We start from the raw sequence: 26,092 nt of genomic DNA on the forward strand, positions 1-26,092 counted from the left end.
GCTATTCATTCGCGAAGGTGAACACAAGGCCACAGCGTCACGATCAGGCAACAGAGCGCGCGCACCCCATCCCGCCCCCTGCACCGGAAACAGCGCGGAGCCCCGGCCGCTCAGCGGCCGGGGCTCCGTCACTTCGTTCTTGTCTGGGGCTCACACACCCGAACCTGCGGGCACGGAGTCGGTCGCCTCCGTCCACAGATCCTGCTCGGCGCGATCCGCCTGGATCTGGCGGTACACGAGGAGCCCGCCGATGGCGGCCAGTGCGACCAGGAGAAGCTTCTTCACCGCGCGACCTCGTCTTTCCTTGACGTATGAGGACCTCTGGCGCCCGACTATACACACCGACCGATACCGTTCGGTGACCTGAGTCCGCACCGGCTCCCGGCCAGCGAGCCGCCAATTCCACGGCGGCGACGAGCAGTCGGCCCGACCGACCCGTGGACCGGGAAAGCGGCAGGGCACGCCGGAGAGCCGACGGACGTGCCACTGCACCGGGCACGGGGCGTGGGCCGGCATCCGCGCGGACAGACAGGCGCGCTACTTCGTCAGCTGGTCCGTCAGGTCCTGGACGAGACGCCAGTCGTCGCCGTCCCGCTCGAAGACGAACACGTGGGACCCCACATAGGGCAAGTCCGGACTCAGCTTCCTGCCGTACGTGTCGGAGGTGTACGGAGTGGTGATCTCATTGACGTTCACAATGAATTGGCCGCCTTTTCTCTCCACCCGGCTCACGATGGCTCTGGCATCGGCCTGATTCCAGACCCTGCCGGCCGGCGGGGCTTCCTTCCGCCACAACGCCCCAGGCGCATCCCACGCCGCTGGAAGAACTCCTCGGCAGCCTGCTCGAGAGAATTCCGTTCCGCCTCCCGCTCGGCCGCCGCTGCCTGGCTCTTCACCACCAGCCCGCCGGGCACCGCCACAAGCACCGCCGCGGCCGCGGCCAGTCCCACCTTGTGCTTCTTCTGCACGTTGCTCCCCCACCCCCAGATGCATCGACATATCGATGCATCAATCTCCCGGGAGAGTAACAACGATCAAACCTCCCGCCTCGACAAATCCGCAGGTAGGAGGCTTGATGGCGCGAGCTTGGCCAGCTGAGATCACGTGAGGTCGGCGTTGCGGCTTCGGAGTCGGGCAGTCTGCGGACCTACGGATCCGCCCACCGGCTGATGTCAGCCGGCGACGTCAAAGGCCCCCAACCAAGATCGGTTGGGGGCCTTTGCACTGGTGGGGCTAACAGGATTTGAACCTGTGGCCTCATCCTTATCAGGGATGCGCTCTAACCAACTGAGCTATAGCCCCTCCGCGCTGCGCGCTGACTCCTGAAGGTTAGCGCACGTGGGGGGTAGTCCCAAAATCGGTTACCTACCCCCCGGACCCTCCGCTACTCGTCCTCCGCAAGCGTGAGCTCGATGCCGCCCACGAACCCGGCCGAGATGTTGTAGATGAAGGCTCCCAGCGTCGCCAGGGCAGTGGCGAGCACCACATCGATGACCGCGATCACCGAGGTGAAGACGAGTACGCGCGGCAGCGACAGGAACGCCTCGAGGTCGAAACCGCCGCTCTCCCCGGCATCGCTGACCGTGGTCGCCTCGCTGATCGTGCCACCGACCTCCGAGAAGACACCCATGGCGTCCATGACCATCCACAGCACCGCGGAAGCGACGATCGTGCAGATGCCGATGGCGATGGAGAGCAGGAAGCTCACCTTCATCACCGACCACGGGTCGGCCTTGGCCACGCGCAGCCGTGCCTTGCGCGTCCTCGGCTGAGTGGTCGCTCCCGTACGCGGGCGACGTACCGCGCCCGTGCTCCCGCCCGAGGGGGCCGTCTGCCCGGCCGCCGTGGCCGGCTGCCGACCTTCCTCAGTACCCGGTTCGCCCTGAGGCGAGGGGTACGCCTGGGGTGGGTGGTATGGCTGCGTTCCCTGCTGCTGCACCGGCTGCTCCTGCTCCCCGCCATCGCTCTCGTACGGGGGCTTCGGCCCCCCGGTGTCCGTCACGGTAGCCCCCCGGGGGCCGCCCGGGGAGCCGGGGGCGCCGTTCGGTCCGGCGGCCCCGGCAGCGGCAGCCGAACCGGCGCCCTCGGCTCCACTCACGTCCTACTCCTCGTGCTCGCCGGCCGCGTCGGCCACCACGGCAGCGTCCTCGACCTCGTCGGCGCCATCAGCGCCGTCGACTGCCTCGGCCTCGCGCCCCGCCTCGGCGTTACGCGCGATACCGACCACGGCGTCCCGCTTGCCCAGGTTGATCAGCTGGACGCCCATGGTGTCACGGCCCGTCTCCCTGACTTCGTTGACTCGCGTACGAATCACACCGCCGGACAACGTGATGGCGAGGATCTCGTCGGTCTCCTCGACCACCAGCGCGCCCACGAGCGAACCGCGGTCCTCCACGATCTTGGCGGCCTTGATACCGAGGCCACCCCGGCCCTGGACGCGGTACTCGTCGACGGCGGTCCGCTTCGCGTATCCGCCGTCGGTGGCGGTGAACACGAACGTACCGGGCCGGACCACGTTCATCGAGAGCAGCTCGTCACCTTCGCGGAAGCTCATGCCCTTCACACCGGAGGTCGCCCGGCCCATCGGCCTGAGGGCCTCGTCCGTGGCAGTGAACCGGATCGACTGCGCCTTCTTGCTGATCAGCAGCAGATCGTCATCGGCCGACACGAGCTCGGCACCGATCAGCTCATCGTCGCTGCCGTCCTCCGTCTCCCGCAGGTTGATCGCGATGACTCCGCCGGAACGCGGGGAGTCATAGTCCTTCAGCGGGGTCTTCTTCACCAGACCCCCCTTGGTGGCGAGCACCAGATACGGCACGGCCTCGTAGTCGCGGATCGCGAGGATCTCGGCGATCTGCTCGTCCGGCTGGAAGGCCAGCAGGTTGGCGACATGCTGCCCACGGGCATCGCGGCCGGCATCCGGCAGCTCGTACGCCTTGGCCCGGTAGACCCGGCCCTTGTTGGTGAAGAACAGCAGCCAGTGGTGCGTGGTGGAGACGAAGAAGTGGTCGACGATGTCGTCTTCCTTCAGCTTCGTGCCGCGTACACCCTTGCCGCCGCGCTTCTGGGAGCGGTAGTCGTCGGTCTTGGTGCGCTTCACATAGCCGCCACGCGAGATGGTGACGACGATGTCCTCCTCGGCGATCAGGTCCTCGATGGACATGTCACCGTCGAAGGGCACCAGCTTGGAGCGCCGGTCGTCGCCGAACTTCTCCACCAGGGTGGCGAGTTCCTCGCTGACGATCCCGCGCTGCTTCTCCGGCGAGGCGAGGATCGCGTTGTACTCGTTGATCTTCGCCTGGAGCTCGTCGTGCTCCTGCACGATCTTCTGCCGCTCCAGGGCTGCCAGCCTGCGGAGCTGCATCTCCAGGATCGCGTTGGCCTGGATCTCGTCGATCTCCAGCAGGTCCATCAGCCCACCGCGCGCGATCTCGACCGTGTCACTGCGCCGGATGAGCGCGATGACCTCGTCGATGGCGTCGAGCGCCTTGAGCAGACCGCGCAGGATATGGGCCCGCTCCTCGGCCTTGCGCAGCCGGAACTTGGTCCTTCGGACGATGACCTCGATCTGGTGCGTCACCCAGTGGCGGATGAACGCGTCCAGCGACAGGGTGCGCGGCACACCGTCGACCAGCGCCAGCATGTTGGCGCCGAAGTTGGTCTGGAGGTCGGTGTGCTTGTAGAGGTTGTTGAGGACGACCTTCGCGACGGCGTCCCGCTTGAGCACGATCACCAGCCGCTGGCCGGTGCGGGACGAGGTCTCGTCGCGCACGTCGGCGATGCCGCCGACCTTGCCGTCCTTCACCAGGTCGGCGATCTTCTGCGCGAGGTTGTCCGGGTTCACCTGGTACGGAAGCTCCGTGACCACCAGGCACTGGCGGTTCTGGATCTCCTCGACCTCGACCACCGCGCGCATCGTGATGGAGCCGCGGCCGGTGCGGTACGCCTCCTCGATGCCCTTGCGGCCCACGACCAGCGCACCGGTCGGGAAGTCAGGGCCCTTGATCCGCTCGATCAGTGCGTCGAGGAGCTCCTCGTGGCTGGCCTCCGGGTGCTCCAGCGCCCACTGGGCACCGGCCGCAACCTCGCGCAGATTGTGCGGCGGGATGTTGGTGGCCATACCGACGGCGATACCCGCGCTGCCGTTGACCAGCAGGTTCGGGAAGCGGGACGGCAGGACCGTCGGCTCCTGGTTACGGCCGTCGTAGTTGTCCTGGAAGTCGACGGTGTCCTCGTCGATGTCCCGGAGCATCTCCATCGACAGCGGCGCCATCTTGCACTCGGTGTAGCGCATGGCGGCGGCCGGGTCGTTGCCCGGGGAGCCGAAGTTGCCGTTGGAGTCGACGAGCGGCAGACGCATCGACCACGGCTGCGCGAGACGGACGAGCGCGTCGTAGATGGAGGAGTCGCCGTGCGGGTGGTACGTACCCATGACGTCACCGACGACACGGGCGCACTTGTAGAAGCCCTTCTCGGGCCGGTAGCCGCCGTCGTACATCGCGTACAGCACGCGGCGGTGCACGGGCTTGAGGCCGTCCCGTACGTCCGGCAGCGCACGCGAGACGATGACGGACATCGCGTAGTCCAGGTAGGAACGCTGCATCTCCGTCTCGAGCCCGACGGGCTCGATCCGCATCGGCGGGCCTTCCACCTGGGCTTCGGCGGCTTGGTTGGCTGCGGGGGTGGCAGGGGTCTTCTCGTCGGCCATTGCTGGTCTTCAGTCCTTTCGAGCGGTCAGCTGAGACCGACTCAGATGTCGAGGAAGCGGACGTCCTTGGCGTTGCGCTGGATGAAGGAACGCCGTGCCTCGACGTCCTCGCCCATCAGCACCGAGAACAGGTCGTCCGCCTGTGCCGCGTCGTCCAGGGTGACCTGGCCGAGGACACGGTGCTCGACGTCCATCGTGGTGACACGCAGCTCCTCGGCGTTCATCTCGCCGAGACCCTTGAAGCGCTGGATCGAGTCTTCCTTGATCCGCTTGCCCTGCTGCTTGCCCAGCTCGACGAGCGCGTCCCGCTCACGGTCCGAGTACGCGTACTCGAAGTCGTCCCGGCCCCACTTGATCTTGTAGAGCGGCGGGCGGGACAGGTACACATGGCCCGCCTCGACCAGCGGCCGCATGAAGCGGAAGAGGAAGGTCAGCAGCAGGGTGTTGATGTGCTGGCCGTCGACGTCGGCGTCCGCCATCAGGATGATCTTGTGATAGCGGAGCTTCTCGATGTCGAAGTCCTCGTGGATACCGGTGCCGAAGGCCGAGATGAGGGCCTGGACCTCGGTGTTCTGGAGGATCTTGTCGACCCGGGCCTTCTCGACGTTCAGGATCTTGCCGCGGATGGGCAGGATCGCCTGGTACATCGGGTTCCGGCCGGACTTGGCCGAGCCGCCGGCGGAGTCACCCTCGACGATGAAGATCTCGCACTTGATGGGGTCGTTGGACTGGCAGTCGGACAGCTTGCCCGGCAGCGAGGCGCTCTCCAGCAGGCCCTTGCGGCGGGTGAGGTCGCGGGCCTTGCGTGCGGCGACGCGGGCCGTGGCGGCCTGGATGCCCTTGCGGACGATGTCCGAGGCCTCATTGGGGTTGCGGTCGAACCAGTCGGTGAGGTGCTCGTGGATGATCTTCTGGACGAAGGTCTTGGCCTCGGTGTTGCCCAGCTTGGTCTTGGTCTGGCCCTCGAACTGGGGCTCGCCGAGCTTGACCGAGATGATCGCGGTCAGACCCTCGCGGATGTCCTCACCCGTGAGGTTGTCGTCCTTCTCACGCAGCAGCTTCTTGTCGCGTGCGTAGCGGTTGACCAGACCCGTCAGCGCGGAGCGGAAGCCTTCCTCGTGAGTACCGCCCTCGTGGGTGTGGATGGTGTTCGCGAACGAGTACACACCCTCGCTGTACTGCGAGTTCCACTGCATCGCCACCTCGACGGAGAGCAGCCGATCCTTGTCCTCCGCCTCGATGTCGATGACCGTGGGGTGGATCAGCTCCCCCTTGCGGGAGTTGAGGTACTTCACGAAGTCGACGATGCCGCCCTCGTAGTGGTACGTGACGGTGCGGGCCTTCGGCTCCTCCGCGGCCTCGGCGTCGGGGTCGTCGGCGCCGACCGTCGCCTTCGCCGACTCACGCTCGTCCGTCAGGGTCAGGGTGAGGCCCTTGTTCAGGAAGGCCATCTCCTGGAAGCGGCGCGAGAGCGTCTCGAACGAGTACTCGGTGGTCTCGAAGATGTCCCCGTCGGCCCAGAAGGTCACCGTCGTGCCGGAGTCCTCGACCGCTTCGTGCTTCGCCAGCGGCGCGGTGGGCACGCCCAGCTTGTAGTCCTGGGTCCAGCGGAAGCCGTCGCGCTTGATGTCGACCGAGACCTTGGTCGACAGCGCGTTCACCACGGACACGCCGACGCCGTGCAGGCCGCCGGAGACGGCGTAGCCGCCACCGCCGAACTTGCCGCCGGCGTGCAGCACGGTGAGCACGACCTCGACGGCGGGCTTCTTCTCCACCGGGTGGATGTCCACGGGGATGCCACGGCCGTCGTCGACCACGCGCACACCGCCGTCGGCGAGGATCGTGACGTCGATCCTGCTCGCGTGGCCCGCCAGGGCCTCGTCGACGGAGTTGTCGACGACTTCCTGGACAAGGTGGTGGAGTCCACGCTCACCGGTCGAGCCGATGTACATGCCAGGCCGCTTGCGAACCGCGTCCAAGCCCTCGAGGACGGTGATCGCGCTGGCGTCGTACGACGAGGATGCCTCGCCGTTCCCGCCGGCAGCTGTGGACGGAAGGTTCTCGTTGGGGTTGCCGGAATCGGCCACGAAGCGCCCTTTCTGGCACAGCACGAGCCGTTCTCCGGGCTTTCGGGAGCGGCTGCGTCGTTCGGCATTAATCGACTGTCCCGCCTACACGGCGGGATTACCCACCAGTCTACCGGTATCGCCGACATGAATGGGGGTTTGCGGGTACCTGAGTCCGCATGTGCCGCCCTCAACGGGCGCCGACCGACTCCCCATATCCAGGAAGGGGCTCCAGGAGGCTCACACCGGCGTTGAGCGCTTCGGCCTGTCAACCCGTGGCTACGGTGAGGGACACCTCATGTGCCTCGTAGGTTTCGGGTGGCCTGTCCGGCTGCGGGAAGCCCGTGAAACCCGGCCCGCCTCGAAGCCTCCGAGGACGTCAGGGAAGCCTGAGACGGACACCCGGACACCCGGACGCCGGCAACGGGGCGTGGCACACCGCGAAACCGCCCGCGCCACGGCTGCCGGCAGGCACGCGGGACGCGAGCACCGGGATGCGGGACACCGAGAACCGGCACCGCGCGGAGCGCGGTCTCAGCCGTAGGTGTCGCCCGGCCCCGTACTTCCCGGCGCCCTCAGCGCCCCATAGCGGCGGGCAGGGCCGCCAGGGCCAAGGACCTTGATCAGGCGGACCGTGCCCTGGCCCAGGTCCTCGTTCAGGCGGGCGACCAGCCGGGGCGCCAGCAGCCGCAGCTGCGTCGCCCACGCCGTCGAGTCGCACTGCACCGTCAGCACGCGCTGGTCCGGGTCCTCGTCGTACCGCAGTGGTACGCAGTGCTTCGCCAGGTCCTCGCCCACGATCTGCGGCCAGCGGCCCATCACTCCGCCCACCGCCGCGGGCGTCTCCCAGCCCCGCTCGGTGATCAGCCGGTTGATCGCGGCGCCCAGCGGCAGCGGGTCCCGGCCGTCCGCGCGGGCTCCGGAACGCAGGCCGCCACCCCGCCTGGCCTGCCGTTTCTCCTGGGCCGCCGCACCCCGTGCCCGGGCCTGTTCCTTGGCCGCGCGCAGCGCCACCCGTGCCAGGTCCACACCCGACAGCTCGGGTCCACCGGCAGCCCCGGGCACTCCCGGCGCCTCGTGCTCGCTCATACGCGCTCCACCGCGCCATCCGCCACCACACAGCGCGCCCCGGACAGCACCCCGGGTACATCGTCTTCCACCGCCGCCGTCACCAGGACCTGCTCTCCGGGCGCGACCAGCTCCGCCAGCCGCTCGCGTCGCCGGGCGTCGAGTTCGGCGAAGACATCGTCGAGCACCAGCACCGGCTCGTTGCCCTCCGCCCTCAGCAGGTCGTACGAGGCCAGCCGCAGCGCCAGCGCATACGACCAGGACTCACCGTGGCTCGCGTACCCCTTCGCGGGCAGCTCGCCCAGCTTGAGCAGCAGCTCGTCGCGGTGCGGCCCGACGAGCGTGACACCCCGCTCGATCTCCTGCTTGCGCACCTCGCCGAGCGCGGCGCGCAGCTGCTCGTACAGCTCCTCACGGCCGTGCACTCCACTGCCCGCCGAGCCGCGGTACTCCAGCGCCACCGGCCCGCCCCCCGGGGCAAGCTGCTCATACGCCTTGTCCGCGAGCGGCTGGAGAGTCGCGATCAGATCCAGCCGCTGGGCCAGCAGCTCCGCCCCGGCACTCGCCAGATGCTGGTCCCACACGTCAAGGGTGGACAGATCGGCCCCGCGCCCACCGTGGCGCCGGGCCATCGCGGCCGTCTTCAGCAGGGTGTTGCGCTGCTTGAGCACCCGCTCGTAGTCCGAGCGCACCCCCGCCATCCGCGGCGACCGCGCGGTGATCAGCTCGTCCAGGAAACGCCGCCGCTCTCCCGGGTCGCCCTTCACCAGCGCGAGGTCCTCCGGTGCGAAGAGGACGGTCCGCACGATCCCGAGCACATCACGCGGTCTGACCTGCGAGGACCGATTGATCCTGGCTCGGTTCGCCTTGCCGGGATTCAGCTCCAGCTCGATCAGCTGAGAACGCTCGCCCTGGGTGACGGCAGCGCGGATGATCGCGCGATCCGCCCCCATCCGTACCAACGGCGCGTCGGACGCGACCCGGTGGCTGCCGAGGGTGGCGAGATAGCCGACGGCTTCGACCAGATTGGTCTTGCCCTGCCCGTTGGCCCCGACGAAGACGGTGACGCCCGGGTCGAGCGGGACCTCGACCCGGGCGTACGAGCGGAAGTCGGCCAGCGACAGATGCGTGACGTGCATGTGGTGCGCCGACCTCCCCCGGCTCCTGCTCCGTGCTCATCGACAGGCCGTGCGCAGAAGCGCGCACACAGCCTGTGGATTACTTCTTGACCTCGACCGCGTGCCCGCCGAACTGGTTCCGCAGGGCGGCGATCATTTTCATCTGCGGCGAGTCCTCCTGGCGGGACGCGAACCGCGCGAACAGCGACGCCGTGATCGCGGGCAGGGGCACCGCGTGGTCGATGGCGGCTTCCACAGTCCACCGGCCCTCACCGGAGTCCTGTGCGTAACCGCGGAGTCCGTCCAGGTGCTCGTCCTCGTCCAGCGCGTTGACCGCCAGGTCGAGCAGCCAGGAGCGGATGACCGTGCCCTCCTGCCAGGAGCGGAAGACCTCACGGACGTCCGTGACCGAGTCGACCTTCTCCAGCAGCTCCCAGCCCTCGGCGTAGGCCTGCATCATGGCGTACTCGATGCCGTTGTGGACCATCTTCGCGAAGTGGCCGGCGCCCACCTTGCCCGCGTGCACGGCTCCGAAGTCGCCTTCGGGCTTCAGCGCGTCGAAGATCGGCTGGACCTTGGCGACATGCTCCTCGCTGCCGCCGTACATCAGCGCATAGCCGTTCTCCAGGCCCCAGACACCGCCCGAGACACCGCAGTCGACGAAGCCTATGCCCTTGATGCCCAGCTCGACCGCGTGCCGCTCGTCGTCCGTCCAGCGGGAGTTGCCGCCGTCCACGACGACGTCACCGGGCGACAGCAGCCCCGCCAGCTCGTCGACGACGGCCTGGGTCGCGTGCCCCGCGGGCACCATCACCCACACGACCCGGGGGCCCTCGAGCTTGGCCACCAGCTCCTCGAGGCTGTGGACATCGGCGAGGTCCGGATCGCGGTCGTAACCGATCACGGTGTGGCCTGCGCGGCGGATCCGCTCGCGCATGTTGCCGCCCATCTTGCCGAGGCCGACGAGACCGAGCTCCATCAGTGATTCCTTCAGGTCGTGTGCAGTTCTGTACCCGCGTCCGAGCCTACGCCCGGACGCGGGTGCACACCTGTGGGGTCAGACGCTCGTACGAGGGGCCCCAGGAGTCGGCATCTTCCGGCAACCGCGCAGGTCAGCCGTGATCAGCCGCTGAGCCGCACCGGCATGATCAGGTACTTGTAGGCCTCGTCCGCTTCCGCGTCCACGCCCGGCTTGCCGCTGAGCAGAGCGGGCTTGGTGGAGGTGGTGAAGGAGAGCTGGGCGACCGGGGAGTCGATCGCGCTCAGTCCGTCCAGCAGGAAGTTCGGGTTGAAGGCGATCGAGATGTCATCGCCGTCCAGCCGGGCGTCCACCCGCTCCACAGCCTGTGCGTCGTCGCTGGAACCGGCCTCCAGGATCAGCACGCCCTGCTCGAAGCTGAGCCGCACCGGGGTGTTGCGCTCGGCGACCAGTGCCACGCGCTTGACCGCCTCGACGAACGGAGCGGTCTCGATCACCGCGACCGAGTTGAACTCCGTCGGAAAGAGCGTCCGGTACTTCGGCAGGTCGCCCTCGAGCAGCCGGGTGGTGGTACGGCGCCCGGCGCCCTCGAAACCGATCAGGCCCTCGCCGGCGCCGGAGCCGGACAGCGCCAGCGTGACGGTGTCACCACTCGTCAGTGCCTTGGCGGTGTCCAGCAGCGTCTTGGCGGGCACCAGCGCTACGGCAGAAGCGTCGGGGGACTCGGGCTTCCACAGGAACTCACGGACCGCGAAGCGGTAGCGGTCGGTGGACGCCAGTGTGACGGTGTCGCCCTCGATCTCGATCCGTACACCCGTCAGCACCGGCAGGGTGTCGTCGCGTCCGGCGGCGATGGCGACCTGGGCAGCGGCGGAGGCGAAGACCTCGCCGGGGACCGTGCCGGTCGCGGTCGGCATCTGCGGCAGCGCCGGGTACTCCTCCACGGGCAGGGTGTGGAGGGTGAAGCGGGACGAACCACAGACCACCGTCGCCCGTACACCGTCTGTGGAAATCTCGACAGGGCGGTTGGGGAGAGCGCGGCAGATGTCGGCGAGGAGCCGGCCGGAGACGAGGACCGTGCCGTCCTCCTCGATCTCCGCCTCGACGGAGACCTTCGCGGAGACCTCGTAGTCGAAGCTGGAGAAGCTGAGCGCGCCGTCCTCCGCCTTCAGAAGAAGGCCCGCGAGAACGGGCGCCGGCGGACGGGCCGGGAGGCTCCGGGCCACCCACGCCACCGCCTCCGCGAGTACATCGCGCTCCACCCGGATCTTCACCGGAACCGCCTCCTGCTGTTGCTCGCTCGCCCTGCTGGTCTTCGTGGTCGGCACGGTCGCCGGCCGGAGAGCCGGGTTGCTGCCGGAGACCAGTCTGACGCACCACACCGACACTCGGTGCGGCTCGTGGTCAAGTCGAGACAAGCGATGGCCAGGGGTCCGGCCCCGAGTTGTGCACAGCACCCACTTCGAAGCGGATTCCGGGCTAACTCTAAGTGGGAGTAGTAGTAGGGCCTGTGGAAACCGTGGATAACCCCGTCTGCCCAGGTCAGACCCAGAATTTTGTCCACCGGCCCTGTGGGTGGAGCCCGTGGACAACTGGGGTCGTCTGTGGACGCGCGAAAGTTCTGCACACCCGATACACAGGCCATGGGGAGTTCTCCCCAGCGCTGTCCCCAGCTTTACCCGGGTTCCCCACAGCCCAACCCGGCAGCTTGATGTGACGCCTTTCACTCGGTCCGGTGAGCTCGGGCGTTTCGTTGCCGAACAGTGGACAGGGCTGTGCACAAGTTGTGGGCAACCCGGCCGAGCCTGTGGGCAGGGTGGGGACAAGCCAGATCGCGGCCTGTGGACGCCTGGGTAATCCACAGTCTGTGGACGCCACTTGGCCACAATTCCACAACCAGCTGACCTGGTGTGATGAAGTGTCGGGCATCTCGGCTGTGGACACAATCTGGACAACTTGGGAGTCCCCAGGCTGTGGACGGTGGATCTTCGGTACTTCTGTGGAGAACCGAGCTGCGCCGATGCGTATTCGAACAGCGCCTGGCCGCGCCGAGCGCTCGGGGCGCACCCCGGTCGGGCTCCCGTCCGGGCCGGCGAGGTCCGTTCCTGGCCTCACCCCGTTCCCCGGTCCTGCCCCGGGAACGCCGAAGGGCGCCCCGGGACGGATCCCCGGGGCGCCCTTGGTCGCCGTGCCGCCCCACCCCCTGAGCGGCGGTGCGGCGGCGCTGTCAGCCGTTCTTGATGCGGTTGGTGAGCTCAGTGACCTGGTTGTAGATCGAGCGTCGTTCCGCCATCAGCGCGCGGATCTTCCGGTCCGCGTGCATCACCGTGGTGTGGTCCCGCCCGCCGAACTGTGCCCCGATCTTCGGCAGCGACAGATCCGTGAGCTCACGGCACAGATACATCGCGATCTGGCGTGCCGTGACCAGTACCCGGCTGCGCGAGGAGCCGCACAGGTCCTCCACCGTCAGCCCGAAGTAGTCGGCGGTCGCCGCCATGATCGCGCTCGCGGTGATCTCCGGTGCCGAGTCCTCACCGCCCGGGATGAGGTCCTTGAGGACGATCTCGGTGAGCCCGAGATCGACCGGCTGCCGGTTGAGACTCGCGAAGGCCGTCACCCGGATCAGCGCGCCCTCCAGCTCACGGATGTTGCGTGAGATCCGGGACGCGATGAACTCCAGCACCTCCGGTGGCGCGTTGAGCTGCTCCTGGACGGCCTTCTTACGGAGGATCGCGATCCGCGTCTCCAGCTCCGGAGGCTGCACATCGGTGGTCAGACCCCACTCGAAGCGGTTGCGCAGCCGGTCCTCGAGGGTCACCAGCTGCTTGGGCGGCCGGTCCGACGACAGCACGATCTGCTTGTTCGCGTTATGGAGCGTGTTGAAGGTGTGGAAGAACTCCTCCTGCGTCGACTCCTTGCTCGCAAGGAACTGGATGTCGTCGACCAGCAGGATGTCCACATCGCGGTAGCGCTTGCGGAAGGCGTCGCCCTTGCCGTCGCGGATGGAGTTGATGAACTCGTTGGTGAACTCCTCGGAGCTCACGTACCGCACCCGCGTGCCCGGGTACAGGCTCCGCGCGTAGTGCCCGATGGCATGGAGCAGATGGGTCTTGCCGAGACCTGATTCCCCGTAGATGAACAGGGGGTTGTACGCCTTCGCGGGCGCCTCGGCCACCGCGACGGCCGCCGCGTGCGCGAACCGGTTGGAGGCGCCGATGACGAAGGTGTCGAAGAGGTACTTGGGGTTCAGCCGTGCGTGCGGCTCGCCGGGGCCGGGCGCCGGGGCCGGCTGGGCGCCCAGCGGTCCGGGCGCGCCGCTGCCGGGCCTTCCCGCGATCCCGGCCCCGCCCGGGCCACCGTGCCTGGGGGCCGGAGCCTCCGGCCGCTCGCGGTGCTCGCCGCGCGGCTGGTCGTAGGGTCCGTGGTCGGTCACCGGAGAGCGGTAGTCGTGCCGCTGCTGCTGGGAGTGGGGCCCGGCGTACGGCTCGCGCCACTGCTCCGCCGGAGCGTCGCGGTCCTGGAAGGCGCCGAGCCGCGGCTGCTGCCAGGAAAGGTCCTCCTGGCTGCGCGGCCAGGCCCCTGCTTCGGGGCGCTGCTGGTATTCGGGGTAGGCGGGGCGGACGGTCGGCAGACCGTCGTCGGGCCCTGGCCGGTGCCCGTAGTCCTCGTACCGGTGCTGCGGGACGGGAGGACCCGAGGGAGCCTGCGGGGTCGCGGGTTCGGCCACTGAGTCGTCCACGGTGATCGCGATACGGATCGGGCGGCCGCACTCACGGCTGAGGGTGTCGCTGATCAGCGGGGCCAGCCGACCCTCCAGGACCCGCTTGCCCCACTCATTGGGGACGGCCAGGAGTGCGGTGTCGGCCACCAGCGCGAGCGGCTGGCAGCGCTCGATCCACTGCTTGTCCTTGGGCTCGATGGCCTGTTGGCCGTCACCGAGGAGTTGGTCCAGCACTCGTGGCCACACTGCGGCAAGATCGGCAGGTACGTCAGCCACAAGGCACGCTCTCTCACAGGTCCCACGATTGTGCGGTTCTCGGGACGGGTCGGTCAGGTCCGGCAGGCGGTATGGATGGGAAGGACGGGCACGAAAGGATTTCGAGTCCAGTCACGGTAGTCAGGCGCCCCCGCGCGTTCAAGTTGTTGTCCACAGCCTGTGTACAGCCAGTCTGCCAGTCTGCGTACCGCCCGCCTCGCGATGACCCTGGTTTGACCGAATGGCGTAGTCGCGCGTACCGTAACCAGGTCGAGTTGTCGATGGCTGCTGCCGCCTGCCTCCGATGGGCAAAAGTCACGATCAAGTAGATCATGATCGGTGATTGTGAAGCGGTGCACTCGGGCGTATTGCGAGCTACTCGTGGGCGCACGGTGACAGCCAGGCGATACCCCGCCACCACCCGATTCATTACTGGAGCCCCCGAGTGAGCAAGCGCACCTTCCAGCCGAACAACCGTCGTCGCGCGAAGACCCACGGCTTCCGGCTGCGTATGCGCACCCGTGCCGGCCGCGCGATTCTCGCGTCCCGCCGCAGCAAGGGTCGCACCAACCTGTCCGCCTGATCGCTTACAGGTCATGACGTGCTGCCTACCGAGAACCGGCTGAGGCGGCGCGAGGACTTCGCGATCGCGGTACGGCGAGGACGCCGGGCAGGACGCCCGCTACTCGTCGTCCATCTACGCAGCGGTGCAACGGACCCGCACGCGCCTGGGGAGAGCGCTCCCCCGACGCGTGCGGGTTTCGTCGTGAGCAAGGCAGTGGGTGGTGCGGTCATACGCAACCAGGTGAAGCGGAGACTGCGCCATCTGATACGCGAACGACTCGCCGTGCTGCCCCCCGGTAGCCTGGTGGTCGTACGGGCGCTGCCCGGAGCGGGCGACGCCGATCATGCACAGCTGGCCCGAGACCTGGACGCCGCTCTTCAGCGGCTGCTGGGAGGGGGTGCGCGATGAAGTACCCGCTGCTGGCTCTGATCAAGCTTTACCAGTGGACGATCAGCCCGTTGCTCGGGCCTGTCTGCCGGTACTACCCGTCGTGTTCTCACTACGGATACACAGCTATAGACCGGCATGGCGCGGTGAAGGGCACAGCCCTCACCGCCTGGCGCATCCTGCGGTGCAATCCGTGGTCGCCCGGCGGCGTGGACCATGTCCCTCCAAGAAAACGACCTCGTTGGCACGAGCTGCTGCGCGACTACCTGCGCGGCGGCAAGGGCGGGCAACCCGCTGAGACCAGCCCGGCCGCAGAGACCTCGCCCAATGCTCAAGGAGCCTGATTAGTGGACACGATTGCCAGTCTCTTCAGCTTTATCACCACACCCGTTTCCTGGATCATCGTCCAGTTCCACTCGTTGTACGGGGCGGTCTTCGGCCCGGACACGGGCTGGGCATGGGGATTGTCCATCGTGTCCCTGGTGGTGCTGATCCGTATCTGCCTGATCCCGCTCTTTGTGAAGCAGATCAAGTCGATGCGGAACATGCAGGCGCTCCAGCCGAAGATGAAGGCGATCCAGGAGCGCTACAAGAACGACCGACAGCGTCAGTCCGAAGAGATGATGAAGCTGTACAAGGAGACGGGTACCAACCCGCTCTCCTCGTGCCTGCCCATCCTGGCGCAGTCCCCGTTCTTCTTTGCCCTGTATCACGTACTGAGCAACATCGCTTCGGGCAAGACCATCGGTGTCCTCAACCAGACACTGGTGGACAGCGCGCGGCAGGCCGAGATCTTCGGTGCTCCGATCGCCGCGAAGTTCACCGACTCCGAGGAGAAGGTCGCGGCGCTCCATGCCTCGTTGACCGATGTCCGCGTGGTCACCGCGATCATGATCATTCTGATGTCGGCGTCGCAGTTCTACACGCAGCGCCAGCTGATGCAGAAGAACGTCGACCTCTCGGTCAAGACGCCGTACATGCAGCAGCAGAAGATGCTGATGTACATCTTCCCCCTGATCTTCGCCGTCATGGGCATCAACTTCCCGGTCGGTGTCCTCGTCTACTGGCTGACCACCAACGTGTGGACCATGGGCCAGCAGATGTACGTGATCAACCAGAACCCGACCCCGGGCTCGAAGGCTCAGGACAGCTACCTCCAGCGCCTGCTGAAGAGCGTCGGCGCCCATGGCGAGGTGCGTGGCCGCCGCAGGCGCAACATCGTGCAGGCCATCGTGGCCAAGGGCCCGGACCGCAATGAGAACGAGCGCCGGTTCATCGCCGGCCTGGCCAAGGCGGGTTACACCGCCCAGGCCGACGGCACCGTGCTCAAGGGCGACACCGTCGCCGCCGAGGCCGAGAGCGCTTCCGGCGCCCGGCGTCAGCAGCCCAAGCGCCAGAGCAAGTCCCAGCGCCAGTCCGGTGGTGCCACCGCGCAGGCCACGGAGACGAAGACGTCGCTGGAAAAGCAGGACGAGTCGCCGAGTGACGCCAAGCCCGAGGGCAAGGCAGCCTCCGCTTCTTCCGCCCGCCAAGCCAAGTCCGGACAGCGCAAGGGCCAGCAGCGGCCCAAGCACCCGTCGTCCAAGAAGTAAGAAGGAGTCCATCCGTGACGGAAGGCACCACCTCCTCTGCCGCCGAGGGTGGCGACACCCTCACCCGCCTGGAGCAGGAGGGGGAGATCGCCGCTGACTACCTTGAGGGCCTGCTCGATATCGCCGATCTCGACGGCGACATCGACATGGACGTCGAGGCGGACCGGGCCGCGGTCTCCATCATCAGTGACGCCAGCAGCCGTGATCTGCAGAAGCTCGTGGGCCGGGACGGCGAGGTGCTGGAAGCGCTCCAGGAGCTGACCCGACTCGCGGTCAACCGGGAGACCGGGGATCGCAGCAGGCTGATGCTGGACATCGCCGGCTTCCGTGCCCAGAAGCGTTCCGAGCTTGCCGAGCTCGGTGCCAAGGCGGCGGATGAGGTCAAGAGCACCGGTGAGCCGGTGAAGCTTGAGCCGATGACTCCGTTCGAGCGCAAGGTCGTGCACGACGCGGTGGCCGCAGCCGGTCTGCGCAGTGAGTCCGAGGGCGAGGAGCCTCAGCGCTTCGTCGTCGTACTCCCTGCCTGACCTCCCTGCTCCGTCGGCCCCGTCTGTTCGCAGACGGGGCCGAATTTTGTCAGCCTGTAACTCAGCACCACTGCGCGGTTGCGCGGCACGGAAGGACGGTTCCGGTGACGGAGGCATCAGAGCTTCCCCAGGCACCTGAAGAGGCGAGGGCGGTATTCGGTGAGTTCTTCCCCGAGGCTGTCCGCTACGCAGAGCTGCTCGCAGATGCGGGGGTCAAGCGCGGTCTGATCGGTCCGCGCGAAGTGCCGCGGCTGTGGGAGCGGCACCTTTTGAACTGTGCCGTGCTGTCCGAGGTGGTTCCTGAAGGGGTCACCGTCTGCGATGTCGGCTCCGGGGCCGGCCTGCCCGGTATTCCGCTGGCTCTTGTGCGGCCCGACCTCAAGATCACACTTCTGGAGCCGCTGCTGCGGCGCACCAACTTCCTGCAGGAGGTGGTGGAGCTGCTGGGTCTTGACCATGTGACGGTGGCGCGCGGCCGTGCGGAGGAGATGCTCGGCACGCTGCCGCCGGTTCATGTGGTCACGGCACGTGCGGTGGCTCCGCTGGACCGGCTCGCCGGGTGGGGCGTTCCTCTGCTCCGTCCCTACGGGGAGATGCTCGCGCTCAAAGGCGACACCGCAGAGGAGGAGATCAACGGTGCCCGCGCGGCCCTGACCAAACTCGGTGTGGTGGAAACCTCCATTCTCCATGTCGGGGAGGGTGTGGTGGATCCGCTGTCCACTGTGGTGAGGGTCGAGGTCGGAGAAAGCCCTGGTGGGGTTCGGTTCGCCGCGAAGCGGGCCAAGGCTGCCCGGGCCGGACGCGTCCGCCGCCGCCGCTGATCTGTCGTCTGCCGTCGATCCCGGCGATTACTTCCGCCTGGATCCCCTTACGTACGCATTTCGGAGTGTCGTAACGGTGTGACCCTGTGGCGCGGGCATCGTGTTTCACGTGAAACGTCGCTCACTGCTCCAGGGAATCATCAGCCGCGGTCGTGCTGCTACGCCGCGCGACCGTAAGCCCCTCCTTAGGGTCACGGGCTTGTCCACAGAGGTGGAATTCTCCACAGATCCACCGAGCGCGCTGGTTCGCGACCCCGAAACCATGGCAGGCTCTGCACATTGCGAGCCTGAAGTCGAGGAGAGTGAATCCTTGCGGTCCGACGCCAACATCGCGGGACCGATGACCGATCCGGTCCCTGGTCCCCGTACCGAGTCGGCGGGGGAGGATGTTTCACGTGAAACACCGCCCCCGATGGACGACACCCCCATTGGCCGTGCCGCCCAACTGGCGGTGGAGGCTCTGGGACGTGCCGGTGAGGGTCTTCCCCGACCTGAGCAGACACGCGTCATTGTGGTCGCCAACCAGAAGGGAGGCGTCGGCAAGACCACCACCACGGTCAACCTTGCGGCTTCGCTCGCGCTGCATGGCGCCCGGGTTCTGGTGGTTGATCTGGATCCGCAGGGAAATGCCTCGACGGCCCTGGGGATCGATCATCACGCCGAGGTTCCCTCGATCTATGACGTCCTGGTCGAGAGCAGGCCCCTCTCCGATGTGGTCCAGCCGGTCCCGGACGTGGAAGGTCTCTTCTGTGCTCCCGCCACGATCGATCTCGCTGGTGCGGAGATCGAGCTGGTGTCCCTGGTGGCCCGGGAGAGCCGGCTTCAGCGCGCGATCCAGGCCTATGAGCAGCCCCTGGACTACATCCTCATCGACTGTCCCCCCTCACTGGGACTGCTGACGGTGAACGCCCTGGTGGCGGGTGCGGAAGTGCTGATCCCTATCCAGTGCGAGTACTACGCGCTGGAAGGGCTTGGTCAGCTCCTCCGCAATGTCGACCTGGTGCGCGGCCACCTCAACCCGACCTTGCATGTGTCCACCATCCTGCTCACGATGTATGACGGCCGGACGCGACTGGCCTCACAGGTGGCGGAGGAGGTGCGCACTCACTTCGGCGACGAGGTGCTCCGCACGAGCATCCCGCGGTCGGTGCGTATCTCAGAGGCGCCCAGCTATGGGCAGACGGTCCTCACCTATGACCCTGGATCCAGCGGCTCGCTGTCGTATCTCGAGGCGGCGCGCGAGATTGCCCTGCGGGGCGTCGGAATCCACTATGACGGCCGGTCCGCGCATGTGGTCAGCCAGAACAACCAGCAGCAAAGCGTGTCGGAGGAGATCCAGTGAGCGAGCGACGTAGAGGGCTTGGGCGTGGGCTCAATGCGCTGATCCCAGCCGCTCATTCCCCGGCCGCGGGACTCCTGCCTCCCGAGCAGCGCACTGCCGAGCCTGAGCCCGACGCACTGCCCGAGACCGCCCCGCCCGCGGTGGCGCATTTCGCCGAACTGCGGCTGGACGCCATCACGCCCAATCCCCAGCAGCCGCGCGAGGTTTTCGACGAGGACGCGCTCGCCGAACTGGTCACGTCCATCCAGGAAGTCGGCCTCCTTCAGCCGGTGGTCGTACGGCAGCTGGGCGTGGATCGCTATGAGCTCATCATGGGTGAGCGCCGCTGGCGGGCCTGCCGAGAGGCGGGCTGGGAGCGCATTCCCGCGATTGTCAGGGCCACGGAGGACGAGAAGCTCCTGCTGGACGCCCTTCTGGAGAACCTTCACCGGTCTCAGCTGAACCCGCTGGAGGAGGCGCATGCCTACGAGCAGTTGATCAAGGATTTCAACTGCACGCATGACCAGCTGGCCGACCGGATCGGTCGTTCTCGTCCGCAGGTGTCCAACACCCTGCGTCTGCTCCGCCTTTCTCCCCCGGTCCAGCGCCGTGTGGCTGCTGGTGTGCTCTCCGCCGGGCACGCCCGGGCACTGCTGTCGGTGGAGGACTCCGAGGAGCAGGACCGACTGGCGCATCGCATCGTGGCCGAAGGGCTGTCGGTGCGAGCCGTCGAGGAAATCGTGACCCTGATGGGCTCGCGCCCCTCGAGTACCTCGAAGGCCAAGGGCGGCCCTCGGGCGGGCAGCAGGGTCTCTCCGGCACTCAGCGATCTGGCCTCGCGCCTCTCGGATCGCTTCGAGACCCGGGTCAAGGTGGACCTCGGCCAGAAGAAGGGAAAGATCGTCGTCGAGTTTGCCTCGATGGAGGATCTCGAACGGATTCTGGGCACCCTTGCCCCGGGCGAGGGGCGCGTCATGGAGAAGAGCCTCGCGAGCCTTACGGATGAGGCTGGGGAAGACGGCGAGGCATAGGCTCCACTCAGTCCCAGGGCGGATCGTGTCCGGCAGTCGGCGGAACACGGTCCGCCCTTTGCCGTCTCACGGTAGGCGTGTCCTCGCTGGGTGGATACGATGCGTTCTGGTATGGCGCATCCACCTTTACCCAACTCAGAGGAAGGCGAGCGATGCGATCGCTTAGCCGTAGCCAGCTAGTGACAGCCGGCCTGGGCATTGGCGCGGTCGGCGGGTTCATCGGCAGCTTGCTCCGGGAACGGAGCGCGTTGTCCGCTGCCCTTGGCGCGGCAGTCGAAGGAAGTGAGGAGCAGCCTTCATGGGGCGTCGGCTCGTACCGCTCACCCTGGACAACCTTTCAGACCTCCCCAAACGCTGCCGAGCGTGTGTCTTCTGGGAGCTTGATCCGGTCAGCGGAGAAGCGGCGGTAAAGGCGGGCAGACCCGAGCTGGAGAAGGAAGCCTGGATCTCCGCCGTTCTGCTGGAGTGGGGCTCCTGCGGACGCGTGATCTATGTGGACGAGGTACCAGTCGGGTTTGTGCTCTACGCTCCGCCCGCCTACGTCCCGCGGTCCACGGCTTTTCCCACGAGTCCTGTCTCGCCGGACGCGGTGCAGCTGATGACTGCCTGGATCACCCCGGGATACCAGGGGCAGGGTCTTGGCCGGGTGATGGTGCAGACCGTTGCCAAGGATCTTCTGCGCCGGGGCTTCAAGGCGATCGAGGCGTTCGGGGACGCCCGCTGGACCGAGCCCGCTTGCATGCTTCCTGCCGATCATCTGCTGGCGGTCGGCTTCAAGACCGTTCGTCCGCACCCCGCACATCCGCGGCTGCGGCTGGAGCTGCGCACCACGCTTTCCTGGAAGGAAGACGTGGAACTGGCATTGGACCGGCTGCTGGGGGCGGTCCAGAAGGAGCCGGCGTTGCGGCCGTTGTGAGTCCCTGCAAAAGATGGACGGGCCAGTCCCTCTGGGGGTTGGCCCGTCCATGTTTCACGTGAAACGAAGCGTGACGCCTCAGGCGGGGGAGACCTCGTCGCTGATGTAGGCATCGAGCTCGCGGAGAAGCATGGCCTTCGGCTTGGCGCCGACGATGGTCTGTGCGACCTCACCGTTCTGGTAGACGTTGAGCGTCGGGATCGACATCACGCCGTACTTGGCTGCCGTGGCCGGGTTCTCATCGATGTTGAGCTTGACGATCTCGAGCTTGTCACCGTGCTCGGCAGCGATGGCCTCCAGCGACGGGGCGATCTGGCGGCACGGACCGCACCACTCGGCCCAGAAGTCCACGAGCACGGGCTTCTCGCTCTTGAGGACTTCCTCATCGAAGTTGGCGTCGGTCACAGTCTTCAGGGCCACGATGGCCTCCTCATCTTGCGGGTGGTGTGGGGTGGGGAAATGGGAAGTCGTTGAGGCAGCGGATGGTCAGACCGTCACCGCGGCCGCGGCCTTCTCCTCGTCCGCCAGGACGGCGAGGTAGCGCTCGGCGTCCAGGGCCGCGGAGCAGCCGGTGCCCGCTGCAGTGATCGCCTGGCGGTAGGTGTGGTCCACCACGTCGCCCGCGCCGAACACTCCGGTCAGGTTGGTGCGCGTGGAAGGCGCCTCGACCTTCAGATAACCCTCTCCGTCCAGCTCCAGCTGCCCCTTGAAGAGCTCGGTGCGGGGGTCATGGCCAACGGCGATGAACAGCCCGGTCACGGGGAGGGCGGAGGTCTCGCCGGTCTTGGTGTTGCGCAGGGTCAGACTGGAGAGCTTCTGGTCGCCGTGGATCTCGGCGACCTCGCTGTCCCAGGCGAATGTGATCTTCGGGTCGGCGAAGGCGCGCTCCTGCATCGCCTTGGACGCACGCAGGCTGTCACGGCGGTGCACCACCGTCACGGACTTGGCGAAGCGCGACAGGAACGTGGCTTCCTCCATCGCGGTGTCGCCGCCGCCCACCACGGCGATGTCCTGGTCCTTGAAGAAGAACCCGTCGCAGGTGGCGCACCAGGAGACACCGCGTCCGGACAGAGCGTCCTCGTTGGGCAGCCCCAGCTTGCGGTGCTGGGAGCCCGTGGTAGCGATGACGGCCTTGGCGCGGTGGACGGTACCCGACGTGTCCGTGACGGTCTTGATGTCGCCGGTGAGGTCCACGGCGATGACGTCGTCCGGGATGAGTTCGGCACCGAAGCGCTCGGCCTGAGCCCGCATGTTGTCCATCAGCTCCGGCCCGATGATGCCGTCACGGAAGCCCGGGAAGTTCTCCACCTCCGTGGTGTTCATCAATGCGCCACCGGCGGTGACAGAGCCTTCGAACACCAGCGGCTTCAACGAGGCGCGCGCGGTGTACAGCGCCGCGGTGTAGCCGGCCGGCCCGGAGCCGATGATGATCACGTTACGGACGTCGCTCACGGGTAATTTCCTCGTCTCTGGGGACTGCCTACTGCCTGCGGGGAGCGCCTTCGACCGCTCACCCCACCCAACGGATCCTAAGGGGCAGGCATTCCCGCGAGGTCCGAGGCGCGTCCACGGCCCGGAGCCGTCGGTGGCACTCAGGGACGGGGATAGGCGTGCATCAGCAGGAGCTCACCCCTGCCCGAGGGCGCGGCCTCGACACAGGACGCGTCGACGACGTAGGCCTGCACCTGTGTGTCGTCTCCGGACTTCGGGAGCACCACGACGAAGGCCTTGGTGCCGTCGAATGTGCTCTGCTCCACCGCCAGCGGTGGCTCGCTGCGACCGGTGCCCCTCTGGATACAGGCAGGCACGTCCACGCCTTCCGGGGTGCGCATCGGCTGCATACGGGGCCCGGGCTTGGTGACGCCCGGTGAAGCCTCCTGCGCCGTGGCGCCGGAGGCGAGCAGCTGCTGAACGCGGGCCTCCAAGGTGCTCTCGGAGAGTCCACTGGCGGTGTCACTGGCACTGAGCCCGGTCTCGGCCTTCTCGGCGCTGTCGGTGCCGGTCCCAGCGCTCCGGAGAAGGAGAACGCTCATCCCTGCGGCCGCGAGGCCCAGAGCGGCACCCAGGACAGCGGTACGGCGCCGACGCCGGACCGTGTGGCCCCGGCCGGGTCCCGTGGCCGCACGAGGCCGTCCCGCCGGACGATCCGCTGGAGCGGTCTCAGCCGTCTGGGGGCGGTCCGGTGTTTCACGTGAAACTTCGGCGGGCTCGGCCGGCTCGGTGTGGGGCGTGCTGGCGCTGAGGAGTGCCTCAGCGGCCAGGGCGGCGTCGATACGCCCCGCGATGTCGTCCGGCATTCGCTGGGCACCCGGAAGGGTGCCGAGAAGGCCACGGATCTCTTCGAGGGACTCGCGTACCTCCGAGCACAGGGAGCAGCCGTCGAGATGGCTTCTGACCTCGGCCTGGCGGGAAGGGGGCAGTAGACCCTCGGTGAGATCGGCGATCTCTGAGACATCCGGGTGCTGACTCGTGCCGGTCATCGAGGTCACGCGCGCCCACCTCCGTCCTTCACACCGGCAGGATCATTCGGCCCTGCGTCCTTCGGTCCCATCGCCGGTGGGACGGATGTCCCTGGCGTCCGGTTCCTTCCCCCGTTGCGGCCTTCGTTATCCCTGCTCTCACCAGCGGTTTGTCCGGAACCGGCACGCAGATGGGTGAGCATCGGCAGCAGCCGTGCACGACCGCGGGCACAGCGGCTTTTCACCGTCCCCGTGGGCACATCCAGCATCGCCGCGGCCTCTGCCACCGGGTAGCCCTGCATATCGACCAGCACGAGCGCGGCGCGCTGATCCACAGGGAGCCTGGACAGGGCCGCCACGAGCTCTCGGTGAAGATCCTGACGCTCGGCGGGCGCCTCGGCGGACTCATGGGGCTCGAGCAGCTGCTCGAGACGCTCGGTGTCATCGACGGGAGAAGTCCTACGGGAAGCGGCCTTCCGAACCCGGTCGAGACAGGCGTTGACCGTGATCCGGTGGAGCCAGGTCGTCACGGCGGACTGGCCGCGGAAGGTATGAGCCGCCCTGAACGCGGAGACAAAGGCGTCCTGCACCGCGTCCGCGGCCTCCTCGCGGTCGCCCAGCGTGCGCAGGGCAACGGCCCAGAGCCGGTCACGGTGCCGTCGTACGAGCTCACCGAAGGCGTCCGGATCGCCGGCGACATGACGATCCAGAAGTTCCTGGTCGCTTGCGCTGCCGAGAGCGGTGTTGTCCAACGGTGAGCCCCCTCCCCTGATTCGGTGTGTCAGCCCTTGAACGTCACGTCCGTGATGGCTTGCTTGTGGCCCTCGCCGCTAGGTCCGTCCTGACCGGAGTAAGGCATGGCTGTGATCCACATCAGCACGTAGCGACTGTGCCCGGGTTTCTTCATCGTCAGCTGCGCCACCTTGCTGTCGGTCTGCACCGTAGCGATCTTCTGCATCGACTCCACCGGACCGTCAGGCGACATGCTGTCCACGGCGTAGAGCGAAACCGTGGTGTGGGGCCCTCCGTAGCGCAGCGCTATCGACGCTGTAGAGATGTCTTTGGCGTCCCCGAGGTCGTAGACGATACCGAGGCCCTTTTTGACCGTGGGTTCCAGATCGGGACCGTCGATGTAGTACTTGGTGCGCCAGAACGACGAGCTGTCGTCGTCGAAGGTGTTGTCGACGCTGTCAGCGTCCTGCGGGGTGCCGTCCGGGGCGAATTCCTTGGCGTCCTTGATCTTCAGTTCTACGGGTGCCTTCGGCTTGTCGTCCTGCTTCTCGCCGGTGTCCTGACTGTTCCCCGGGGTCTGGGGTGTCCCCTTGTCCTTGTCGAGCAGCTTGTCGGCGATCTGCCAGCTGCCGAGCCCGAGCGCGGCGATGAGCAGGGCGGCGACGGTCCATTTGAGGGCCTTGCCGGTGCGGCTCTCCAGTGGTGCGGGAGGCACCGGGGCCTGCTGCGCGGGGGCGGCCCCGGGACGGGTTCCCGGACGGCTGTAGGTGCCCTGCTGGTACGTCGTGCGCTGGTACTCAGGGAGCGGGGCGAAGACCGTCTCCGGGGGCCGGATGCGCGGCATCTCCCCGACCGCCTTGGCGAGCTCGTCAGGGGTCGCGCAGGGCTGCTCCTGCCGGGACGCCGTTGCTCCGTCGTTGACCAGTGCCCGCATCGCCAGCTCCGCGAGGCCCCGGTGAACGCCCGCACGCACCTGGTCGGGGGGAATGATCCCCACGCCCTTGGGGAGGCCGGAGAGGCCGTAGGCATCGGTCTCGTAGGGCCATCGCTGGGTGAGCGCCGCGTAGAGCAGGGCACCGATGGCCTCGGTGTCGGTGCGCTGCGGACGGTCCGTGCTGATGCCGCGCAGCGCCGCGTTCACCGCCAGACCGCGGATGCGGTACTGGCCGGTGGAGCTGCGCAGTACGGCATTCGGGGTGAGTCTCAGATGCGCGAGGCCCTCGCGATGGGCGGCGGCCATGGCCTGGGAGAGCTGGCTGACCATCTGATACGCGTCGTGCGCCTCCATGGGCCCGGCGTTCAGCAGCGCTGAGAGTTCGGTGGCGTCGGGCAGCCACTCATGCACGACGTACACGATGTCGCTGTCCTCGACGGCGTCGAGGACCTGCACGAAACGGGGGTCGCCGAGGAGCGCGGAGGACCGGGCGGCCGCGAGCACGGACCGGGCGCGCGGATGGTCGGCCGGAAGGATATGGACGCCGACCGCACGGCGCAGCTTCTCGTCGACCGCACGCCAGCTGCTGAATCCGTCCAGACGGGTGACGCATTCTTCGAGCCGGTAGCGATCGGCGAGTTTATGGCCGCTGTGCACCTCGGGCGTCTTGATGGAGGACAGCTCGCTCTTCTCGCGCTCGCTGCCCATGTCCTCGGCGCTCATCTCCGCCGTGTCGTCGGCTTGCGCCGCCCCGTCGGTCGTGGCCTTGCCCGCCTTGGCGGTCAGCGGGTCGTCACCGCTGTTGTCGGCCACGTCGACGGCAGCCGTGCTACGTTCCGCCACCGTCGTTCCCTGCCTCCCCATCCGTTGCGCATATCCAACAGCCATGCCA

24 protein-coding genes and 1 tRNA gene are annotated in these 26,092 nt (G+C 67.5%); 9 read left to right on the forward strand and 16 right to left on the reverse strand.

The features are described 5' to 3' along the window. Nucleotides 1–150 precede the first annotated feature (150 nt). From ACFV6V_RS03795 to dnaA, 11 genes are all read right to left on the reverse strand, one after another. Nucleotides 151–285: a DLW-39 family protein gene (locus tag ACFV6V_RS03795; protein ID WP_003958712.1), complete on the reverse strand. Its 135-nt coding sequence runs from the start codon at nucleotides 283–285 to the stop codon at nucleotides 151–153. Nucleotides 286–537: 252 nt separating this feature from the next. Further along, nucleotides 538–696: a hypothetical protein gene (locus tag ACFV6V_RS03800; protein WP_385558597.1), complete on the reverse strand. Its 159-nt coding sequence runs from the start codon at nucleotides 694–696 to the stop codon at nucleotides 538–540. A 529-nt stretch (nucleotides 697–1,225) separates the two neighbouring features. Further along, nucleotides 1,226–1,302 (reverse strand) — tRNA-Ile (locus ACFV6V_RS03805). Nucleotides 1,303–1,384: 82 nt separating this feature from the next. Further along, a complete protein-coding gene (locus ACFV6V_RS03810) occupies nucleotides 1,385–2,002 on the reverse strand; it encodes a DUF3566 domain-containing protein (RefSeq protein WP_385558884.1) in 618 nt (205 codons plus the stop codon). 99 nt (nucleotides 2,003–2,101) lie between these two features. Then, a complete protein-coding gene (gyrA, locus tag ACFV6V_RS03815) occupies nucleotides 2,102–4,708 on the reverse strand; it encodes a DNA gyrase subunit A (protein WP_385558600.1) in 2,607 nt (868 codons plus the stop codon). A 41-nt stretch (nucleotides 4,709–4,749) separates the two neighbouring features. Then, the gene (gene gyrB, locus ACFV6V_RS03820; RefSeq protein WP_385558603.1) at nucleotides 4,750–6,819 is read right to left on the reverse strand and encodes a DNA topoisomerase (ATP-hydrolyzing) subunit B; all 2,070 of its coding nucleotides are present in this window, start codon (nucleotides 6,817–6,819) and stop codon (nucleotides 4,750–4,752) included. Between the two features lie 489 nt (nucleotides 6,820–7,308). Further along, complete coding sequence (locus tag ACFV6V_RS03825; RefSeq protein ID WP_385558605.1) at nucleotides 7,309–7,863, reverse strand: DUF721 domain-containing protein; 555 nt, start codon at nucleotides 7,861–7,863, stop codon at nucleotides 7,309–7,311. Further along, nucleotides 7,860–8,981: a DNA replication/repair protein RecF gene (gene recF / locus ACFV6V_RS03830; RefSeq protein ID WP_385558608.1), complete on the reverse strand. Its 1,122-nt coding sequence runs from the start codon at nucleotides 8,979–8,981 to the stop codon at nucleotides 7,860–7,862. Before recF ends, ACFV6V_RS03825 begins: the two co-directional genes overlap by 4 nt. 79 nt (nucleotides 8,982–9,060) lie before the next feature. Beyond that, a complete protein-coding gene (gnd, locus tag ACFV6V_RS03835; protein ID WP_385558611.1) occupies nucleotides 9,061–9,939 on the reverse strand; it encodes a phosphogluconate dehydrogenase (NAD(+)-dependent, decarboxylating) in 879 nt (292 codons plus the stop codon). 143 nt (nucleotides 9,940–10,082) lie between these two features. Beyond that, nucleotides 10,083–11,213, reverse strand: coding sequence for a DNA polymerase III subunit beta (gene dnaN, locus ACFV6V_RS03840; protein ID WP_385558886.1), 1,131 nt, complete (start codon nucleotides 11,211–11,213; stop codon nucleotides 10,083–10,085). Between the two features lie 953 nt (nucleotides 11,214–12,166). Continuing rightward, a complete protein-coding gene (gene dnaA / locus ACFV6V_RS03845) occupies nucleotides 12,167–13,936 on the reverse strand; it encodes a chromosomal replication initiator protein DnaA (protein WP_385558614.1) in 1,770 nt (589 codons plus the stop codon). Nucleotides 13,937–14,360: 424 nt separating this feature from the next. Here dnaA and rpmH point away from each other — a divergent pair, with 424 nt between their 5' ends. The 9 genes from rpmH to ACFV6V_RS03890 all read left to right on the forward strand — a co-directional run bounded on the left by rpmH (nucleotide 14,361) and on the right by ACFV6V_RS03890 (nucleotide 21,075). After that, entirely contained in the window at nucleotides 14,361–14,498 is a 138-nt protein-coding gene (gene rpmH / locus ACFV6V_RS03850) for a 50S ribosomal protein L34 (RefSeq protein ID WP_385558617.1), read from the forward strand. 18 nt (nucleotides 14,499–14,516) lie between these two features. Beyond that, the gene (gene rnpA / locus ACFV6V_RS03855) at nucleotides 14,517–14,888 is read left to right on the forward strand and encodes a ribonuclease P protein component (protein ID WP_385558620.1); all 372 of its coding nucleotides are present in this window, start codon (nucleotides 14,517–14,519) and stop codon (nucleotides 14,886–14,888) included. After that, a complete protein-coding gene (yidD, locus tag ACFV6V_RS03860; RefSeq protein ID WP_385558622.1) occupies nucleotides 14,885–15,211 on the forward strand; it encodes a membrane protein insertion efficiency factor YidD in 327 nt (108 codons plus the stop codon). Before rnpA ends, yidD begins: the two co-directional genes overlap by 4 nt. A 3-nt stretch (nucleotides 15,212–15,214) precedes the next feature. Further along, on the forward strand, nucleotides 15,215–16,459 hold the full coding sequence (gene yidC / locus ACFV6V_RS03865) for a membrane protein insertase YidC (protein ID WP_385558624.1): 1,245 nt from the start codon (nucleotides 15,215–15,217) through the stop codon (nucleotides 16,457–16,459). Between the two features lie 14 nt (nucleotides 16,460–16,473). Next, entirely contained in the window at nucleotides 16,474–16,986 is a 513-nt protein-coding gene (locus ACFV6V_RS03870; RefSeq protein WP_385558626.1) for a protein jag, read from the forward strand. Nucleotides 16,987–17,090: 104 nt separating this feature from the next. After that, nucleotides 17,091–17,807 carry a 16S rRNA (guanine(527)-N(7))-methyltransferase RsmG gene (gene rsmG, locus ACFV6V_RS03875; protein WP_385558629.1) on the forward strand — a complete coding sequence of 239 codons (717 nt, stop codon included), beginning with the start codon at nucleotides 17,091–17,093 and terminating at the stop codon, nucleotides 17,805–17,807. 262 nt (nucleotides 17,808–18,069) lie between these two features. Beyond that, a complete protein-coding gene (locus ACFV6V_RS03880; RefSeq protein WP_385558889.1) occupies nucleotides 18,070–19,149 on the forward strand; it encodes a ParA family protein in 1,080 nt (359 codons plus the stop codon). Then, nucleotides 19,146–20,159 carry a ParB/RepB/Spo0J family partition protein gene (locus ACFV6V_RS03885; protein WP_385558631.1) on the forward strand — a complete coding sequence of 338 codons (1,014 nt, stop codon included), beginning with the start codon at nucleotides 19,146–19,148 and terminating at the stop codon, nucleotides 20,157–20,159. The genes ACFV6V_RS03880 and ACFV6V_RS03885 overlap by 4 nt, the downstream gene beginning before the upstream one ends. 298 nt (nucleotides 20,160–20,457) lie before the next feature. Continuing rightward, nucleotides 20,458–21,075: a GNAT family N-acetyltransferase gene (locus tag ACFV6V_RS03890; RefSeq protein ID WP_385558634.1), complete on the forward strand. Its 618-nt coding sequence runs from the start codon at nucleotides 20,458–20,460 to the stop codon at nucleotides 21,073–21,075. Nucleotides 21,076–21,153: 78 nt separating this feature from the next. Here ACFV6V_RS03890 and trxA read toward each other — a convergent pair whose 3' ends face one another. The 5 genes from trxA to ACFV6V_RS03915 all read right to left on the reverse strand — a co-directional run bounded on the left by trxA (nucleotide 21,154) and on the right by ACFV6V_RS03915 (nucleotide 26,043). Then, nucleotides 21,154–21,495 carry a thioredoxin gene (trxA, locus tag ACFV6V_RS03895; RefSeq protein ID WP_361281048.1) on the reverse strand — a complete coding sequence of 114 codons (342 nt, stop codon included), beginning with the start codon at nucleotides 21,493–21,495 and terminating at the stop codon, nucleotides 21,154–21,156. A gap of 66 nt (nucleotides 21,496–21,561) precedes the next feature. Beyond that, nucleotides 21,562–22,527, reverse strand: coding sequence for a thioredoxin-disulfide reductase (gene trxB / locus ACFV6V_RS03900; protein WP_385558637.1), 966 nt, complete (start codon nucleotides 22,525–22,527; stop codon nucleotides 21,562–21,564). A gap of 140 nt (nucleotides 22,528–22,667) precedes the next feature. After that, nucleotides 22,668–23,564 carry a hypothetical protein gene (locus ACFV6V_RS03905; RefSeq protein WP_385558640.1) on the reverse strand — a complete coding sequence of 299 codons (897 nt, stop codon included), beginning with the start codon at nucleotides 23,562–23,564 and terminating at the stop codon, nucleotides 22,668–22,670. Beyond that, the gene (gene sigM / locus ACFV6V_RS03910; RefSeq protein ID WP_385558643.1) at nucleotides 23,561–24,286 is read right to left on the reverse strand and encodes an RNA polymerase sigma factor SigM; all 726 of its coding nucleotides are present in this window, start codon (nucleotides 24,284–24,286) and stop codon (nucleotides 23,561–23,563) included. Before sigM ends, ACFV6V_RS03905 begins: the two co-directional genes overlap by 4 nt. Nucleotides 24,287–24,315: 29 nt before the next feature. Continuing rightward, on the reverse strand, nucleotides 24,316–26,043 hold the full coding sequence (locus tag ACFV6V_RS03915; protein ID WP_385558646.1) for a protein kinase family protein: 1,728 nt from the start codon (nucleotides 26,041–26,043) through the stop codon (nucleotides 24,316–24,318). Nucleotides 26,044–26,092: the final 49 nt, after the last annotated feature.

Source organism: Streptomyces sp. NPDC059828 (assembly GCF_042731955.1).
GTDB lineage: Bacteria > Actinomycetota > Actinomycetes > Streptomycetales > Streptomycetaceae > Streptomyces.

What these genes read in the sequence shown, in the direction of transcription:
- gyrA (WP_385558600.1), bottom strand. Translation starts at nt 4,708, where the DNA reads ATGGCCGACGAGAAGACCCCTGCCACCCCCGCAGCCAACCAAGCCGCC.
- ACFV6V_RS03825 (WP_385558605.1), bottom strand. Translation starts at nt 7,863, where the DNA reads ATGAGCGAGCACGAGGCGCCGGGAGTGCCCGGGGCTGCCGGTGGACCC.
- recF (WP_385558608.1), bottom strand. Translation starts at nt 8,981, where the DNA reads ATGCACGTCACGCATCTGTCGCTGGCCGACTTCCGCTCGTACGCCCGG.
- gnd (WP_385558611.1), bottom strand. Translation starts at nt 9,939, where the DNA reads ATGGAGCTCGGTCTCGTCGGCCTCGGCAAGATGGGCGGCAACATGCGC.
- yidD (WP_385558622.1), top strand. Translation starts at nt 14,885, where the DNA reads ATGAAGTACCCGCTGCTGGCTCTGATCAAGCTTTACCAGTGGACGATC.
- ACFV6V_RS03880 (WP_385558889.1), top strand. Translation starts at nt 18,070, where the DNA reads ATGGCAGGCTCTGCACATTGCGAGCCTGAAGTCGAGGAGAGTGAATCC.
- ACFV6V_RS03890 (WP_385558634.1), top strand. Translation starts at nt 20,458, where the DNA reads ATGGGGCGTCGGCTCGTACCGCTCACCCTGGACAACCTTTCAGACCTC.